Raw genomic sequence first — 15,329 nt, forward strand, 5'->3', positions numbered from 1 at the left:
GTCGCCCGACGGCAGATTTGACGAACAGCGCGCCACGCCGCATGGTCAGCGAGGCAATGAACCGGTCTAGGGACGGCGTTTCGTGAACAAGCCGGCGGGAGAGAGCGGGGTGATCGGCCGCTTCGGCCTGTCCGCGCGTCTCCTGATGCTCACCCTTTTGTTCGTGATGCTGGCGGTGGTCTGCGTCTCCGTGCCCTCCGTCGCGAACTATCGGGTGAACTGGCTGACCAACCGCGTCTCCGGAGCCGTCACCGCCGCCATGGTGCTGGAGGCCGCGCCCAACGGCATGGTGTCGGAGAAGCTGGCCATGCAGGTCCTCGACAGCATCGGCGCCAAGACCGTCGTCCTCAAGATGAAGGATTCACGCCGCCTCCTCGCCGCCTCCGACCTGCCCCCGCAGATCGACGTCACCGTCGACCTGCGCGATCTCGGCTGGCCGGACATGATCCGCCAGGCCTTCGGCACCCTGACCGCGCCGGACGGGCGCATCATGCGGGTGATGGCGCATGCGCCGATGAACGGCGAGTTCATCGAGCTCACCATGCCGGAGGCGCCGCTGCGCGAGGCGATGCTGCGCTTTGCCCGCAACATCCTCTTGTTCTCGCTGGCCGTGGCCGTCATCACCGCGGGCCTGGTCCATCTGGCCCTGAGCTGGCTGATCGTCCGGCCGATGCGCCGCCTCACCCATGCCATGGTCGCCTTCGGCGAGAACCCGGAGGACCAGAGCCGCATCGTCGAGGCCTCCAGCCGCACCGACGAGATCGGCGTCGCCGAGCGCGAGCTCTCGGCCATGCAGCGCCAGCTCGCCGGCGCGCTGCAGCAGAAGAACCGCCTGGCCAATCTCGGCCTGGCCGTCGCCAAGATCAACCACGACCTGCGCAACCTGCTGGCGGCCGCCCAGCTCTTCTCCGACCGCCTGACCGACTCCGACGATCCGATGGTGCAGCGCTTCGCGCCCAAGCTGCTGCAGACGCTGGACCGGGCGATCACCTTCTGCCAGTCGACGCTCTCCTACGGCCGGGCGGTCGAGCAGCCGCCGCAGCGCCGGCCGGTGCCGGTCGCTCCGCTCGTCACCGACGTGCGCGAATTGCTCGGACTCGGCGGAGAGGACCAGGTCGGCTGGATCGAATCGATCGAGCCGGACCTCATCATCGACGCCGATCCCGACCAGCTCTCGCGCGTGCTGCTCAACCTGTCGCGCAATGCGCTGGAGGCGCTGCGCGGCAAGGGCGAGACCGACCCGGCCCACGACCATATCCGCGTCACCGGGCGCCGCACCGGCCCGGACGTGCTGATCGAGATCTCCGACACCGGCCCCGGCGTGCCGGACAAGGCGCGCCAGCGCCTGTTCGAAGCCTTCTCCGGCTCGGCCCGGCCCGGTGGCACGGGCCTGGGCCTGGCCATCGCCGCCGAGCTCGTCCGCGCCCATGGCGGCACGGTGGCCCTGGTCGACGGCACGCTGGGCGCGACCTTCCGCATCCAGATCCCGGATCGGACGCACGAGGCCCCCTGACCTCGGGAGGACCTGCTCAGGCCCTTCCCGCCATGCGGGAATCCTGCGATACCGGCAGCTTGACCGGACAGGCCCGATGCGCATCCTCGCCCTCGACACCGCCCTCGACGCCTGCGCCGCCTGCGTCTTCGACGACGATGCCGGCGCGATCGCCGCGGAGAGCCTGACCATGGCCCGTGGCCATGCCGAGGCCCTGGCGCCGCTCGTCGCCCGCGTCGTGGCGCAGGGCGGCGGCTTCGAAGTGCTGGATCGCATCGCCGTGACGGTCGGGCCGGGCTCGTTCACCGGCCTGCGCGTGGCCATCGCCGCCGGGCGGGCCTTCGCCCTGGCGCTCGGCGCGCCCTGCATCGGCGTCTCGACCCTCGCCGCCATCGCCGGGCCGCATCTGCGCGAGGAGAGCGGCCAGGCCGTGGCCGCCGCCATCGATGCCCGGCACGGCCAGATCTATTTCCAGCTCTTCTCCGCCCGCGGGCGCAGCCTGGTCGAGGCCCGCTGCCTGCCGGTGCGCGAGGCGGCACGCCTGCTCGGCACCGGCGTGGTCAAGCTAGCCGGACCGGCCGCGCCCCTCCTGCTCGACGAGGCGAGGGCGGCCGGCGCCAGGGGTGTGGTGGTCGACAGCCAGCCGGCGCCCGACATCGTCTGGGTGGCGCGCCTCGGCCTCGCCGCCGATCCGCAGACGGCGCGGCCGATCCCCTATTACCTCAAGCCGGCCGACGCGACGCCGCAGCAGGGCGGTCGGGTCGCCAGGGCATGATCCTGTCCTGGCTCCGACGGCCCGGACGGCTCCGACGGCCCGGACCGCCGCCGGTGATCGTCGCGGCACGCTCGGCCGATGCCGACGCTCTCGCCGCCATCCACGTCACCGGCTTCGAGCGCGGCTGGGACGTGGCCGAGTTCGAGCGCCTTCTCGCCGACAGGGCCGTGCTCGGTCACCTCGCCCGGCCCGGCGGGCGCGGCGTGCCGAACGGCTTCGCCCTGTCGCGCATCGTCCTGGACGAGGCCGAGCTCCTCACCGTCGCGGTGCTGCCGAGCGCCCGCGGCGCCGGCCTCGCCAGGGCGATCCTCACCTTGCATTTCGGCCGGCTCGCCGGCCGCGGGGCCCGCACCGTGTTCCTCGAGGTGGCCGAGGACAATGCCCCGGCGCTCAAGCTCTACCACCGCTTCGGCTTCGCCGAGATCGGCCGCCGCGCCGGCTATTACAAGCGTCCGGGCCGGACGCCCGCCACCGCCATCGTCATGCGTCGCCCGCTCGGTTGAGCGCCTCCGGGCAGCGCGCTATAGAGCGCTCCCCGGAGGGCCGCAGGGCGCCCGCGGGCATCAGGGAGAAGCACATGGCCGACATGCGGCTGGTCGTCACCGGAGCGGGCGGGCGCATGGGCCAGACCCTGATCCGCCTGATTGCCGAGACCCCGGGCATGACGCTCGCCGGCGCCGTGGAGCGCGCCGGCGCGGCGGCCGTCGGCGCCGATGCGGGGCGCCTCGCCGGCCTCGATGCCAACGGCGTCGTCGTCACGGACGATCCGCTGGCGCTGCTGACCACGGCGGACGGCATCGTCGACTTCACCGCGCCCGCCGCCTCGGTGGAGTTCGCCGCCCTCGCCGCGCAGATGCGCATCGTCCATGTCATCGGCACGACGGGCATGTCGGCGGAGGACGAGGCCAGGGTCAAGGCGGCGGCACGCCACGCCGTGATCGTCAAGTCCGGCAACATGAGCCTTGGCGTCAACCTGCTCGCGGCCGTGGTCAAGCGCATCGCCCGGACGCTGGACGAGGACTTCGACATCGAGATCCTGGAAATGCACCACAACCGCAAGGTCGACGCGCCCTCCGGCACGGCGCTGCTGCTCGGCCGGGCTGCGGCTGCCGGCCGCGGCATCGATCTCGACGCCCGCTCCGAGCGGGTCCGCGACGGCCATACCGGCGCGCGCGGCCGCGGCGACATCGGTTTCGCCACGCTGCGGGGCGGCACCGTGGTCGGCGACCACACCGTGATCTTCGCCGGCGACGGGGAGAGGATCGAGATCAGCCATCGGGCGGAGAGCCGCGCCCTGTTCGCCAAGGGCGCGCTACGGGCCGCCCTGTGGGGCCGCGGCCGCAAGCCGGGGCTCTACGGCATGGCCGACGTGCTCGGCCTCAGCGACCTCTGAGAGCCCCCGCGCGACGCTCAAGCCGCGTGGGAGGTGGGCTCGGTGCTGAGCAGCGTGTACAGCGTCGCCGCGTCGCGGGTATGGCGCAGCGACTGCACCATCGCCGGATCGCGCAGCAGGCGCGCCACCCGCGACAGGGCCCGCAAATGGTCGGCGCCGGCCGGTTCCGGCGCCAGCAGGAGGAAGATCAGATCCACCGGCTGGCCGTCGATCGCCTCGTAGTCGATCGGCCGCTCCAGCCGGGCGAACAGGCCGAACAAGCGGCTGATCTTGCCGAGCTTGCCGTGCGGTATGGCGATGCCGTTGCCGACGCCGGTGGAGCCCAGGCGCTCGCGCTGCAGCAGGATGTCGAAGATCTCGCGCTCACCGACCCCGGTCAGGGCGGCCGCCCTCTCGGAAATCTCCTGCAGGGCCTGTTTTTTCGAGTTCACTCGCAACGCAGGAAGCACGGCGTCCGGCGCCAGAAGATCGCTCAAGGGCATAACGTCCTCGTCGGATGGAAGCTGCCCTGCCGTTGTGCCGGCAGGCGCTGCATAAACTCGTCACACCACATCGGCGGAAGCCGTGGGCAGATCGATCCAGCCGATATGGCCGTCGGGCCGGCGGTAAACCACGTTCACGCGCCCATGTCCAGCGTGACGGAACACCAGCACCCCCGCCCCGGAGAGATCGAGGTCGCCGACCGCCTCGCTGACCGACAGGCTCTTCATGCGCTTGGTGCTCTCGGCGATGACGACCGGGGCGAACCCGTCCGCCTCCGCTTCGTCGCCAGGCATCTCGATGACGTGCTCGACGGCATCGAGGCCGCCGGGGGCATCGAGGTCGCCTGCGCCCTGGTGATGGTCGCGGATGCGCTGCTTGTGACGCTTGAGGCGCTTGGCCAGGCGCTCGGCCGCGAGGTCGACGCTGGCATGCGGATCGTGCGCCATCGATTCCGTCTGCAGCGTCAGGCCGGTCGGCAGGTGGATGAGGCAATCGGTGCGAAAGGCCCCGCCCTCCTTCTGCACCGTGACATGGCCGGCAAAGCCACCTTCGAAGAACCGCGCCATGGCGTCGCCGACCCGCGCGTGCACGTGGGTTCGCAAAGCCTCGCCGATGTCGAGATTCTTGCCGGAGACACGTAGCGTCATGCTTCGCTCCGTTTCAGGCCGGGTCCGCAGGGACCGCTCAGCGCCCGGCATGCAGGCCGGGCCACCCCATTAGGTAGGCCCGTCCGAACCCGCCGTCAATCTGAGGCTCGAGGCGCCTTCGAATGCGGTTTATCGCTCCGTCCGCTGCCGATCCGGGCCTCCGAAGCGCCGCTTGCGCCGCGTTGGCCGGCTCGCCGCGTCAGTAGCGGCGGGCGCGATCCACAGGCGTTTCGAAGCCGAGGCCCTGCTCGTGCCGGACGATCTGCCGCAGGACGAAGCGCCCGACCGCATCCTCGTCGGAGATGGCGGCGACGTGCGGCGTCACCGTGACGCCGGGATGCGTCCACAGCCGGCTGCCGGCCGGCAGCGGCTCGGTCTCGAACACGTCCAGCGTCGCCGCCGCCAGGGTGCCGTCGTCGAGGGCGGCGAGGATGTCGGCCTCGACCTGGAGGCCGCCGCGCCCGGCATTCATCAGGACCGGCGCCCCGAACACCCCGTCGCGGGCAAGCTTGCGGAGCAGGGCGGCATCGAGGATGCCGTGCGTCTCCGGCGTCAGCGGCATCAGCGCCACCAGGAGATCGGTGCGCGCCAGGAAGGCGTCGAGCCCGTCGCCGGAAAAGGTGGCGATGCCCTCGACCGTCCTCGGCGTCCGGCTCCAGCCGGCGACATCGAAGCCGATGACGGCGAGCTTCCTGGCCGCATCCTGCCCGAGCACGCCGAGCCCCATGACGCCGACCCGCAGCTCCCGCGCGCCGGGCGCCGGGCGGACATCCTCCCACCGGCGCTCGCGCTGCAGCGTGTCGTAGAGCCGCTGGCGCCGCAGATGCATCAGGGCGTGCAGCACCACCCATTCGCTCATCCGGCTGGTGAGATCCGCGTCGACCACGCGGGCGATCGGCACGTCGGGCAGATCGGGATCGGCGAAGACATGGTCGACGCCGGCTCCCAGCGAGACGATGCCCTTGAGGTTCGGCAGCCCGGCCAGGATGCCCGCCGGCTGCTTCCACACCGCGGCATAGGTGATGTCGGCGGGGTCGCCGACCTCCGGCCAGGCGCGGATGTCGCGCTCGGGCGCCAGGCGCCGGAGGCGCTCCAGCCAGGGCGCGACGTCCCATTGGGTGATGCACAGGAGGATGGCCATGGCGACTCGCATTGACGGGCGCGGCCTGTGCTAGCGCCCGGGCCGGCCGCTCGCAAGCGCGGCCCGGGCCCCTACTGCGCCACCACGTCGTCCCGGGTGGTCTCGATGGCGAAGGCCGCAGCGATCAGCGCCTTGGTATAGTCGGTCTGCGGGCTCTCGAAGATCTGCCTGGCCGGGCCCTGCTCGACCACCTGGCCGTGACGCATCACCACCACCTGGTTGGCGAGCGCCCGCACCACCTTGAGGTCGTGGCTGATGAAGAGATAGGCGAGGTTCCGCGTCGCCTGCAGCGTGCGCAGAAGGTCGACGATCTGCGCCTGCACCGACATGTCGAGCGCCGAGGTCGGCTCGTCCAGCACCACGAATTTCGGCTCCAGCGCCATGGCCCGGGCAATGGCGATGCGCTGGCGCTGGCCGCCGGAGAACTCGTGGGGGTAGCGGTCCATGGTCGCGGGGTCGAGGCCGACATCGGCGAGCGCCCGTGCCACCCTGGCGCGCCGCTCGGCCGCCCGCAGCCGCGGATTCTGGACCTTGAGCCCCTCCCCGACGATCTCGGCCACCGACATGCGCGGCGACAGCGAGCCGTAGGGGTCCTGGAACACCACCTGCATCTCCCGGCGCAGCGGCCGCATGGCTGCCGCGTCGAAGCCCTGGATGTCGCGCCCGAGATAGAGGATCGGCCCCTCGCTGGCGATCAGCCGCAGCACGGCGAGGCCGAGCGTGGTCTTGCCCGAGCCGCTCTCGCCGACCACGCCGAGCGTCTCGCCGGTGCGCACCGTCACCGCCACCCCGTCGACCGCCTTCACATGCCCGGTAGTACGGCGCAGCAGCCCGGTCTTGATCGGGAACCAGACCTTGAGGCCGTCGGTGCGCACCACCACCGGCGCCTCGGCGGCGACCGGCTGCGGCTCGCCCTTCGGCTCGGCGGCGAGCAGGCGGCGGGTATAGTCGTGCTGCGGCGCGGCGAAGATCTCCGCCGTCGGCCCGGCCTCGACCACCTGCCCCTTCAGCATGACGCAGACCCGGTCGGCGATCTTGCGCACGATGCCGAGGTCGTGGGTGATGAACAGCATCGCCATGCCGAGCCGGCCCTGGATCTCCTTGAGCAGGGTCAGGATCTGCGCCTGCACGGTGACGTCGAGCGCCGTGGTCGGCTCGTCGGCGATCAGGAGGTCGGGCTCGTTGGCGAGCGCCATGGCGATCATCACGCGCTGGCGCTGGCCGCCGGAGAGCTGGTGCGGAAAGGCGCCGAGCCGGCTCTCGGCATCGCGGATGCCGACCTGGTCGAGGAGCTCGAGCGTGCGGCGGCGGGCGGCGGCGCCCCGGAGGCCGCGATGGACTTTCAGGATCTCCCCCACCTGCCGCTCGATGGTGTGCAGCGGGTTGAGCGACGTCATCGGCTCCTGGAACACCATGGTGATGTCGGCGCCGCGCACCCGGCGCATGGCCTCCTCGCCGGCGCCGACGAGGTTGCGGCCCTTGAACAGGATCTCGCCGGAAGGATGGGAGGCGGCGGGGTAGTTGAGGAGCTGCACGATGGAGAGCGCCGTCACCGACTTGCCGGACCCCGATTCCCCGACGATGGCGAGAGTCTCGCCCTTGTCGAGGGCGAAAGAGACCCGGTCGACGGCCAGCGACGCCTGCCCCTCCTGATGGAAGGCGACGGAGAGGTCCCGCACGGAGAGGAGGGGAGCGGTCATGCGAGAAACGCGATCAGAGCCTGCAGGTCGTCCTCCTCGAGTCCCACACGCTGCATGGGGCCTCGCACCTCGATATCGGCGTCGTTCGACAGAAATATTCCGCAGTCCGCCAATTCAGCACTCGCGGCGTGGATTGCATCCGGCAGCTTGAGCGAGCGACGCAGGGATCGGAGGCGTGCAGCTCTGATTAGAACCTCGCGCTCGACCGGAACGATGCGCATCACCTCGTTCGGAGAGATCATGTCTATATAGGCCTGTGCCCGTGCATCGTCGCCGTCTGCATAGGGGTGAACCAACACCTCCGCGATAGTCAGGTCGCTAGTGAAGGCGAGAGCCTTGCCCGATTCGACCAGCGCTATGACCTCGGTGAGTGAGGGTGTTGGTGAGCCTTCCACGAGAGTGATGAAGATGTTCGTATCGATATAGATCCGTGGCGCCATTCACTCGTCCCACTCATGGCGGAGCGACCGGATCCGGGCAACCGCTTCGTGGCTGGAAACGTCACGCCTGCCGAACCGTCCGACGAAGCGACTTATCGGTCCCGCATTTCCGTCGGACGCCTGAGTCACGACGACCGTCGCCGGACGGTCGGGATCGAGATCACGGCGGATATCCGCCGGAAGCTTGGAAACGGGATAGTCGACTTTGACGATCTGGTTCATGGCACGTCCGCGAAGCACCGTTCACAATGTAGCGCGATCGCACGGCCTGTCCAAAGGACTTCACGTCCTACTCCATGCCGGCCGCGCGGCCGCGGGCGCGCCGCGCCAGCCACTCCGAGGCGACCAGCGCCGCCAGCGCCACCGCCGCCGCCACCAGCGTCAGGCGCAGGGCGCCGGCATCGCCGTCCGGCGTCTGGGTATAGGTGTAGATCGCCGCGGGGATGGTCTGCGTCTCGCCGGGGATGTTGGAGACGAAGGTGATGGTGGCGCCGAACTCGCCGAGGGACTTGGCGAAGGCCAGCACCAGCCCGGCGATGATGCCGGGCAGCGCCAGCGGCAGCGTCACGGTGAGGAAGACCAGCGAAGGGCGGGCGCCGAGCGTGCCGGCGGCGCTCTCCAGCTTCGGGTCGATCGCCTCGATGGAGAGGCGGATGGCTCGCACCAGCAGCGGGAAGCCCATGACGGCGCAGGCGAGCGCCGCACCGGTCCAGCGGAAGGCGAAGACCAGCCCGAACTGCTCGGCCAGGAAGCCGCCGATCGGACCCCTGCGGCCGAACAGCAGGAGCAGGACATAGCCGGTGACGACCGGCGGCAGCACCAGCGGCAGGTGCACCAGCCCGTCGAACAGCGCCTTGCCGGGAAAGCGCGTGCGCGCCAGCAGCCAGGCTGCCGCGACGCCGAAGGGGAGCGAGGCCAGCGTCGCCACGCTGGAGACCTTGAGGCTCAGCGCGACGGCGGTCCATTCTTCGGGCGTGAGGGCGACCATGAGCCTCCGGGACGTCGGCCGGGGCGGCCGCCATATCCCGCTGAATAGAACGCCCGCCACCGACGCGCAATAATCGCCGTGGCTGGCCGGCGCTACTCCGCCGCCGGGCGGTCCAGGCGCGGCCTGGCGCTCTTCATGCGCTTGGTGTCGAGCGCCACCAGGTTGCCGCCCTTCGGCACGTCGCTCTTGCGCGGGTTGGAGCGGACGAAATCGGCGATGCGCGGGGCGATCTCGGCCCGGAAGCGCGAGCCGTTGAACACGCCGTAATGCCCGACGCTCATCTGCGTGTACTGCGCCTTCTTCTCCGCCGGGATGTTCGGGCAGAGCGCGTGCGCCGCATGGGTCTGGCCATGGCCGGTGATGTCGTCGTTCTCGCCCTCGATGGTCAGGAGCGCCACGTTGCGGATCGCGCCGGGGTCGACCGGCTTGCCGCGATGGGTCATCTCGCCCTTGGCCAGGGCATATTTGATGAACACCGTGTCGACCGTCTGGATGTAGAATTCGGCGGTCAGGTCCATCACCGAGAGGTATTCGTCGTAGAACTCGCGATGCTTCTGGGCGTTGTCGCCGTCACCCCGCACCAGGTTGAAATAGAGCTCCTTGTGCGCGTCGACATGCCGGTCGAGGTTCATGGTCATGAAGCCGGTGAGCTGCAGGAAGCCGGGATAGACCTCGCGCATGAAGCCGGGATGCGGGAACGGCACCTTGGCGATGACGTTGCGGCGGAACCAGCCGAGCCCCTTCTCCACCGCCACCTCGTTGACCTTGGTCGGCGACAGCCGCGTGTCGATCGGCCCGCCCATCAGCGTCATGGTGAGGGGGATGTAGGGATCCTTCTCCGCCTCCATGCGGGAGACGGCGGCCATGACCGGCACCGAAGGCTGGCACACGCCGACGACGTGCGTGTCCGGCCCCAGCGCGTGCAGCATGGAGACGACATAGTCGATATAGTCGTCGAGGTCGAAGCTGCCCGCCGACAGCGGCACCATGCGCGCGTCTTCCCAGTCGGTGATGTAGACCTCGTGGTTGGGCAGGAAGGCCGCGACCGTGCCGCGCAGCAGCGTGGCATAGTGGCCCGACATCGGCGCCACCAAGAGGATCTTCGGGTCGGGACGGCGCTGCGCCTTGATGGCGCGGGCGAAGTGGATCAGCTTGCAGAACGGGCGCTGCCAGACGATCTCCTCGCGCACCGACACCCGCTCGCCGCCGACCAGCGTGGTATCGAGGCCGAAGGCCGGCTTGCCGTAGCGCCGGGTGACGCGCTCGAACACCTCGCAGGCCGCGGCGACCGACTTGCCCCAGGGCGTATGGGAGAAGGGATTGCCGGGATTGAGGAAATAGGCCTTGGTCGCATCGGACAGCGCCCGGGCCGGCCCGAGCGCCGCGTGCGTCGCCTCATAGAGGCTGTAGACCGGCATGGAGAAGGCGCCGAAGGCGCCGCCGCTGTAACCAGAACCGTCCATCGAACCGTCGAACATCTCAGCACCGACGCCTTTGCCATGGCATGCGAAACGCCGTGCTCATGGCCAGAACCCTGTCACGAAAACGTTAACATCTTCGCCCAAAATAACTAGTCTGAAGAATGCTGTTTCCATCGGCGTGACAAAAGGGAAACAGGTTTCCCACGCCTTTTGTTCACTCGCCCATCTGCATCAGCATGCCCTGCCGCCGGGCGCCGTCGAGCAGGCGCACGAAGACGAGCACGGCCACGGCGAAGAGCGCGGCGTTGATCGCGAAGGCGGTCAGCATCAGGTCGGCGCGCAGCACATGGTCGATCACCAGCGCCCGCATGCCCTCGAACACATAGGTCGGCGGCAGGGCCCAGGCGACCGGCCGGAGGACGGCCGGCAGCGTGGCGACGGGGTAGTAGACGCAGGCGAGCGGCATCATCAGGAACATCAGCGACCACGCCAGGCCCTCCGCGCCCATGCCGTTGCGCAGGATCAGCCCGGACACGACGATGCCGACCGCCCAGCTCGTCAGGATCAGGTTGACGAAGAAGAACACCAGCGCCAGGCCGAAGCCGTAGAGGTTGAAGCCGAAGAAGAAGAGCGCCATCGCCGTCACCGGCAGCATGCCGATGGCGAGGCGCACCAGGCTCATCGCCATCAGCGCCAGCACGAATTCGGTCGGGCGCAGCGGGCTCATCATCAGGTTGCCCATGTTGCGCGACCACATCTCCTCCAGGAAGGTGATGGAGAAGCCCATCTGGCCGCGGAACAGGATGTCCCACAGCAGCACCGAGCCGACGAAGGTGCCGGCCACCAGCGCCGGCGTCGAGGCGTTGCGGGCGATGTAGCTCTGCAGGAAGCCCCAGACCAGGAGCTGCATCGCGGGCCAGTAGATCAGCTCGAGCAGCCGCGGCCAGGACGAGCGCAGGAGGTAGAGATAGCGCAGCACCAGGGCGGCGACGCGGGCGGGCGAGAAGGCGGGCGAGGTCCGCGTCATGGCCGGGCGCGCTCCCCGTGCCCGCGGGCGACGTCCAGGAACACCTCCTCCAGGTCGTCGCGCCCGTAGCGCCTGAGCAGGCCGGCGGGCGTGTCGTCGTCGACGATGCGCCCGGCCTTCAGCATGATCACCCGGTCGCACAGGCGCTCCACCTCGCCCATGTTGTGGGAGGCGAGCAGGATGGTGGCGGCGCGCCGGTCGCGATAGCGCTCGATATGGCTGCGCACCCAGTCGGCCGTGTCGGGATCGAGCGAAGCGGTCGGCTCGTCGAGCAGCAGCACGTCCGGCTCGTTGATCAGCGCCTTGGCCAGGGCGACGCGCGTCTTCTGGCCGGCCGAGAGCTTGCCGGCCGGACGGTCGAGGAACTCGCCGAGCGCCAGCCCCTCGGCCAGCGCGGCGATGCGGCCGGCAATGTCGCCGACGCCGTAGAGCATGCCGAACACCTTGAGATTCTGCCGGACGGTGAGACGGTGCGGCATGTCGACATAGGGGCTCTCGAAGTTCATCCGATGCAGCACCCGGTAGCGTTCGCGCGCCATGTCGGCGCCGAGGACATGGGCCCGCCCGGCCGTCGGCGTGATCAGGCCCATCAGCATGCCGATGGTCGTCGACTTGCCGGCGCCGTTGCCGCCGAGCAGCGCGGTGATCGACCCCGGCGCGATGGCGAAGCTCACCGCGTCGACCGCGACCGTGGCGCCATAGACCTTGCGCAGCGCCTCGCCGGCGATGGCCGCGGGCGCCGGCATGGCGGAAGGGCGGGAGGAGCGATCGTCGGGCAACGCGTCGGGTGGTCCGTGGACGGGGCCGTCACGCTAAAGCGCTTTCGATCGCGTCGGAAACGGAAAAGCGTCGCGGGCGCCGGCTGTCGCAAGCCCGTCGGCATCACCGCCTATCGGTTCGGTCGCCCCGTTGAGGATCCCTGCCCATGTCCGGCATGCCCGCCCGCATTCCCATCGGCCTCGCCGCCCGCGAAGGCCAGCCCGATCTGTCCACCCTGGCGCAGGGCCTGGACGAGCTCGCCGATCTCGGCCTCGACATGGTCGAGCTGCCGGCCTACGCCTTCGACCTGCTGGTCGGCGGCCGGCCGCTGCAGGGCCGCATCCGCGAGCTCGAGCTCGCCTGCCGCGACCGCAGCCACGGCTTCACCGTGCACGGGCCGCTCGCCACCAACTTCATGGCGCCGGCGCCGCGGCTGCCGCGCTTCCTGGAGGTGACCAAGGCCTTCGTCGAGATCGCCGCCCGCATCGGCGCGCGCCACCTCGTCGTCCATGCCGGCATGCTGCAGGAGGGCGAGCTGGCCGGAGCCGAGGACGCCTATGCCCGCCAGCGCGAATGGCTTGCCAAGGCCGGCGAGTTCGCCGCGCCGCACGGCGTGATCCTGTGCGTGGAGAACCTCTTCGACTGGCCGCCCTTCGTGGCGACGCCGAGCCCGGCGCGGCTCGCCCGCGAGATCGCCGCCATCGGCCATCCCGCCGTGCGCGCCACCTTCGACCTCAGCCACGGCTTCATCCACGCCGCCCAGCACGGCCATGACTTCCTGGCCGAGGCCGAGGCGCTCGCGCCCTATGCCCGCCATCTGCACCTGCACGACTCCTTCGGCCAGCCCGACCTGCCCTGGACCTATGCCGGCGCCGAGGCGGTCGCCTTCGGCACCGGCGACCTGCACCTGCCGCTCGGCTGGGGCGCCCTGCCCTGGGACGCCATCGCCGAGCGCTGCCGCTTCCCGGCCGGGGTGGTCGCCATTCACGAGCTCAATCCGCGCTTCTGGCGCGACCAGCGGGAGGCGATCGCCGCCTCGCGGGGCCTGGCCGACCGGTTGCGCACGGCCTGACGGCCCGGGCGTTTCCCGCTCAGCGCGCGGTGTCCGCGAACGGCAGGGCGACGACCTGGTGGTCGTCCTCGTAGACGACATAGCCGGGGCGGCGGGTCCGAAGCTCCGTCACCGCGATCCCGGCCACCTCGACGAGAGCAACGAGGCGCCGGAGACGCACGACATGCTCGCGGGCCGAGCCCCGGATCCAGGAGATCGCCGTCTCCTGCGCCCTGGGATAGCGGGACACCGTGAATCGGCTCGGCTTGGCGAGGTGTCGCTCGAACCAGTCGACCAGCGAGCGGAGCTCGGCTTGCTGCGGATCCGCCGGGCCGCCGTCGGCAAGCAGGCCATAGGCGGCCTGCAAGATTCCGCTGCGATGGCCATAGGGCGCATGGCGGGCGTCGGTGACGAACCGGATGAGATCCATCTTCTCCATCCGGGCAGGAAAGCATGCCTGCCTTAACGTCAGGTGCGATTGCCCTGCGCAACATCGGTGTCGCGATCGGTCAAGTCGCCGTCGCCGGCCGTCATGAGAGCGAACGCGGCTCGCCCGAGGATCACGGCATCCTTCTCGGGAGCCCGGCCATGAACCAGGACGTCATCATCAGCTGCGCCGTCACCGGCGCCGGCGACACCGTCGGCAAGCACCCGGCCATTCCGGTGACGCCCAGAGAGATCGCCGAGGCCGCCATCGAGGCGGCCAAGGCCGGCGCGGCCATCGCCCATCTGCACGTGCGCGATCCCGAGACCGGCAAGGCCGCCCGCAAGCTCGAGCACTACCGCGAAGCCGTGGCGCGCATTCGCGACAGCGGCGTCGACGTGGTGATCAACCTCACCGCCGGCATGGGCGGCGACTTCGTCTTCGACCCGCAGAACCCGGCCACGGGGCGGGCCGGCACCGACATCGCCGATGCCGCCGAGCGCGTCGCCCATGTCGAGGAGCTCAGGCCGGAGATCTGCACCCTCGACTGCGGCTCGCTCAATTTCGGCGACGGCCTGTTCATGGCCACCGCCGACCTCCTGCGCGACATGGCCGCCCGCATCCAGGCCGCCGGCGTCAAGCCGGAGATCGAGTGTTTCGAGCTCGGCCATATCTGGCTGGCCAAGGACCTGATCAAGCGCGGCCTGATCGACGCGCCGCCGCTGTTCCAGCTCTGCCTCGGCATCCCCTGGGGCGCGGAGGCCACCACCGAGACCATGCTGGCCATGCGCAACCACCTGCCCGACGGCGCCAACTGGGCCGGCTTCGCCATCGGCCGCATGCAGATGCCCTTCGTCGCGCAGGCCATGCTGCTCGGCGGCAATGTCCGCGTCGGCCTGGAGGACAATATCTGGCTCGACCGCGGCGTGCCCGCCTCCAACGGCTCGCTCACCACCCGCGCCCGCGAGATCGTCGAGCGCCTGGGCGGGCGGGCCCTGACCCCGGCGCAGGCGCGCGAGAAGCTGGGGCTGCGGCAGCAGGCATGACCGACCGGGTCACCACGCCGCGCGAGGGCGTGCCTTTCGCCGGCTGGGATGCGTCCCAGCCGATCCCGGCGCCGCTCGACTTCCACCGCACGCCGGTCCTCCAGGCCTGGACCGACTACAACGACCATATGACGGAGAGCGCGTTCCTGCTGGTGTTCGGCGATTCCAGCGACGCCTTCTTCCGCTATATCGGCATCGACGAGGCCTACCGGGCCGCCGGCGCGTCGATCTACACGGTGGAGACGCGTATCCACAACCGCCGGGAAGCCCGCGTCGGCGATCCCTTGCTGCTCACCCTGCAGATCTTCGACCACGACGCCAAGCGCCTGCACATCCTGCACGCCATGACCAACGAGGCCACCGGCGAGGTGCTGGCCACGGCCGAGCAGATCCTGGTGCATGTCGACATGCAGGCCGGGCGCTCCAGCCCCTTCCCGCCGGAGCTCGCCGGACGCATCGCGGCGATTGCGCAGGCGCATCGCCACCTGCCGGTGCCCGGGACGGTCGGGGTGCCGATGGGGCTGCGCAAGGGCTGAGCCGGC

The 15,329-nt window shown here is 70.3% G+C and carries 18 protein-coding genes; 7 read left to right on the forward strand and 11 right to left on the reverse strand.

All coding sequences use genetic code 11. The features are described 5' to 3' along the window. Positions 1 to 145: 145 nt before the first annotated feature. From QO011_RS02220 to dapB, 4 genes are all read left to right on the forward strand, one after another. Positions 146 to 1,513 carry an ATP-binding protein gene (locus QO011_RS02220; RefSeq protein WP_442358301.1) on the forward strand — a complete coding sequence of 456 codons (1,368 nt, stop codon included), beginning with the start codon at positions 146 to 148 and terminating at the stop codon, positions 1,511 to 1,513. A gap of 76 nt (positions 1,514 to 1,589) precedes the next feature. Continuing rightward, positions 1,590 to 2,267, forward strand: a complete 678-nt coding sequence (gene tsaB, locus QO011_RS02225; RefSeq protein WP_307267065.1) for a tRNA (adenosine(37)-N6)-threonylcarbamoyltransferase complex dimerization subunit type 1 TsaB — start codon at positions 1,590 to 1,592, stop codon at positions 2,265 to 2,267. Positions 2,268 to 2,320: 53 nt separating this feature from the next. After that, the gene (locus QO011_RS02230) at positions 2,321 to 2,770 is read left to right on the forward strand and encodes a GNAT family N-acetyltransferase (protein ID WP_307267067.1); all 450 of its coding nucleotides are present in this window, start codon (positions 2,321 to 2,323) and stop codon (positions 2,768 to 2,770) included. 74 nt (positions 2,771 to 2,844) lie between these two features. Next, a complete protein-coding gene (gene dapB / locus QO011_RS02235) occupies positions 2,845 to 3,660 on the forward strand; it encodes a 4-hydroxy-tetrahydrodipicolinate reductase (protein WP_307267070.1) in 816 nt (271 codons plus the stop codon). A 17-nt stretch (positions 3,661 to 3,677) separates the two neighbouring features. Here dapB and ptsN read toward each other — a convergent pair whose 3' ends face one another. The 10 genes from ptsN to QO011_RS02285 all read right to left on the reverse strand — a co-directional run bounded on the left by ptsN (position 3,678) and on the right by QO011_RS02285 (position 12,253). Further along, positions 3,678 to 4,142, reverse strand: coding sequence for a PTS IIA-like nitrogen regulatory protein PtsN (ptsN, locus tag QO011_RS02240; RefSeq protein ID WP_307267072.1), 465 nt, complete (start codon positions 4,140 to 4,142; stop codon positions 3,678 to 3,680). A 60-nt stretch (positions 4,143 to 4,202) separates the two neighbouring features. Continuing rightward, positions 4,203 to 4,790, reverse strand: coding sequence for a ribosome hibernation-promoting factor, HPF/YfiA family (gene hpf / locus QO011_RS02245; RefSeq protein WP_307267075.1), 588 nt, complete (start codon positions 4,788 to 4,790; stop codon positions 4,203 to 4,205). A 199-nt stretch (positions 4,791 to 4,989) separates the two neighbouring features. Further along, positions 4,990 to 5,931: a 2-hydroxyacid dehydrogenase gene (locus QO011_RS02250; protein ID WP_307267077.1), complete on the reverse strand. Its 942-nt coding sequence runs from the start codon at positions 5,929 to 5,931 to the stop codon at positions 4,990 to 4,992. 71 nt (positions 5,932 to 6,002) lie between these two features. Then, positions 6,003 to 7,631, reverse strand: coding sequence for an ABC transporter ATP-binding protein (locus QO011_RS02255; RefSeq protein WP_307267080.1), 1,629 nt, complete (start codon positions 7,629 to 7,631; stop codon positions 6,003 to 6,005). Then, complete coding sequence (locus tag QO011_RS02260) at positions 7,628 to 8,071, reverse strand: type II toxin-antitoxin system VapC family toxin (RefSeq protein WP_307267081.1); 444 nt, start codon at positions 8,069 to 8,071, stop codon at positions 7,628 to 7,630. Before QO011_RS02260 ends, QO011_RS02255 begins: the two co-directional genes overlap by 4 nt. After that, positions 8,072 to 8,293, reverse strand: a complete 222-nt coding sequence (locus QO011_RS02265; RefSeq protein ID WP_307267083.1) for a hypothetical protein — start codon at positions 8,291 to 8,293, stop codon at positions 8,072 to 8,074. It lies immediately after the preceding gene. 67 nt (positions 8,294 to 8,360) lie between these two features. Beyond that, a complete protein-coding gene (gene modB, locus QO011_RS02270) occupies positions 8,361 to 9,059 on the reverse strand; it encodes a molybdate ABC transporter permease subunit (protein ID WP_307267086.1) in 699 nt (232 codons plus the stop codon). A 92-nt stretch (positions 9,060 to 9,151) separates the two neighbouring features. Continuing rightward, positions 9,152 to 10,522, reverse strand: coding sequence for a polyhydroxyalkanoate depolymerase (locus QO011_RS02275; RefSeq protein ID WP_307267088.1), 1,371 nt, complete (start codon positions 10,520 to 10,522; stop codon positions 9,152 to 9,154). A 172-nt stretch (positions 10,523 to 10,694) separates the two neighbouring features. After that, complete coding sequence (locus QO011_RS02280) at positions 10,695 to 11,507, reverse strand: ABC transporter permease (protein ID WP_307267091.1); 813 nt, start codon at positions 11,505 to 11,507, stop codon at positions 10,695 to 10,697. Further along, positions 11,504 to 12,253 carry an ABC transporter ATP-binding protein gene (locus tag QO011_RS02285; protein ID WP_307267093.1) on the reverse strand — a complete coding sequence of 250 codons (750 nt, stop codon included), beginning with the start codon at positions 12,251 to 12,253 and terminating at the stop codon, positions 11,504 to 11,506. Before QO011_RS02285 ends, QO011_RS02280 begins: the two co-directional genes overlap by 4 nt. Positions 12,254 to 12,432: 179 nt before the next feature. Here QO011_RS02285 and QO011_RS02290 point away from each other — a divergent pair, with 179 nt between their 5' ends. Then, on the forward strand, positions 12,433 to 13,338 hold the full coding sequence (locus tag QO011_RS02290; protein ID WP_307267095.1) for a sugar phosphate isomerase/epimerase family protein: 906 nt from the start codon (positions 12,433 to 12,435) through the stop codon (positions 13,336 to 13,338). Between the two features lie 19 nt (positions 13,339 to 13,357). On the opposite strand, the gene QO011_RS02295 is transcribed toward QO011_RS02290, so the two are convergent. Beyond that, positions 13,358 to 13,747, reverse strand: a complete 390-nt coding sequence (locus QO011_RS02295) for a hypothetical protein (protein ID WP_307267098.1) — start codon at positions 13,745 to 13,747, stop codon at positions 13,358 to 13,360. Between the two features lie 158 nt (positions 13,748 to 13,905). On the opposite strand from QO011_RS02295, the gene QO011_RS02300 reads away from it, so the two are divergent. Then, a complete protein-coding gene (locus QO011_RS02300) occupies positions 13,906 to 14,787 on the forward strand; it encodes a beta-keto acid cleavage family enzyme (RefSeq protein ID WP_307267101.1) in 882 nt (293 codons plus the stop codon). After that, positions 14,784 to 15,323 (forward strand): thioesterase family protein, encoded by a 540-nt coding sequence (locus QO011_RS02305; RefSeq protein WP_307267103.1) that lies wholly within the window; start codon positions 14,784 to 14,786, stop codon positions 15,321 to 15,323. The genes QO011_RS02300 and QO011_RS02305 overlap by 4 nt, the downstream gene beginning before the upstream one ends. The last annotated feature ends 6 nt before the right edge of the window (positions 15,324 to 15,329 follow it).

Origin of the sequence: Labrys wisconsinensis, assembly GCF_030814995.1 — a bacterium.
In the GTDB taxonomy this organism is placed as follows: Bacteria; Pseudomonadota; Alphaproteobacteria; order Rhizobiales; family Labraceae; genus Labrys; species Labrys wisconsinensis.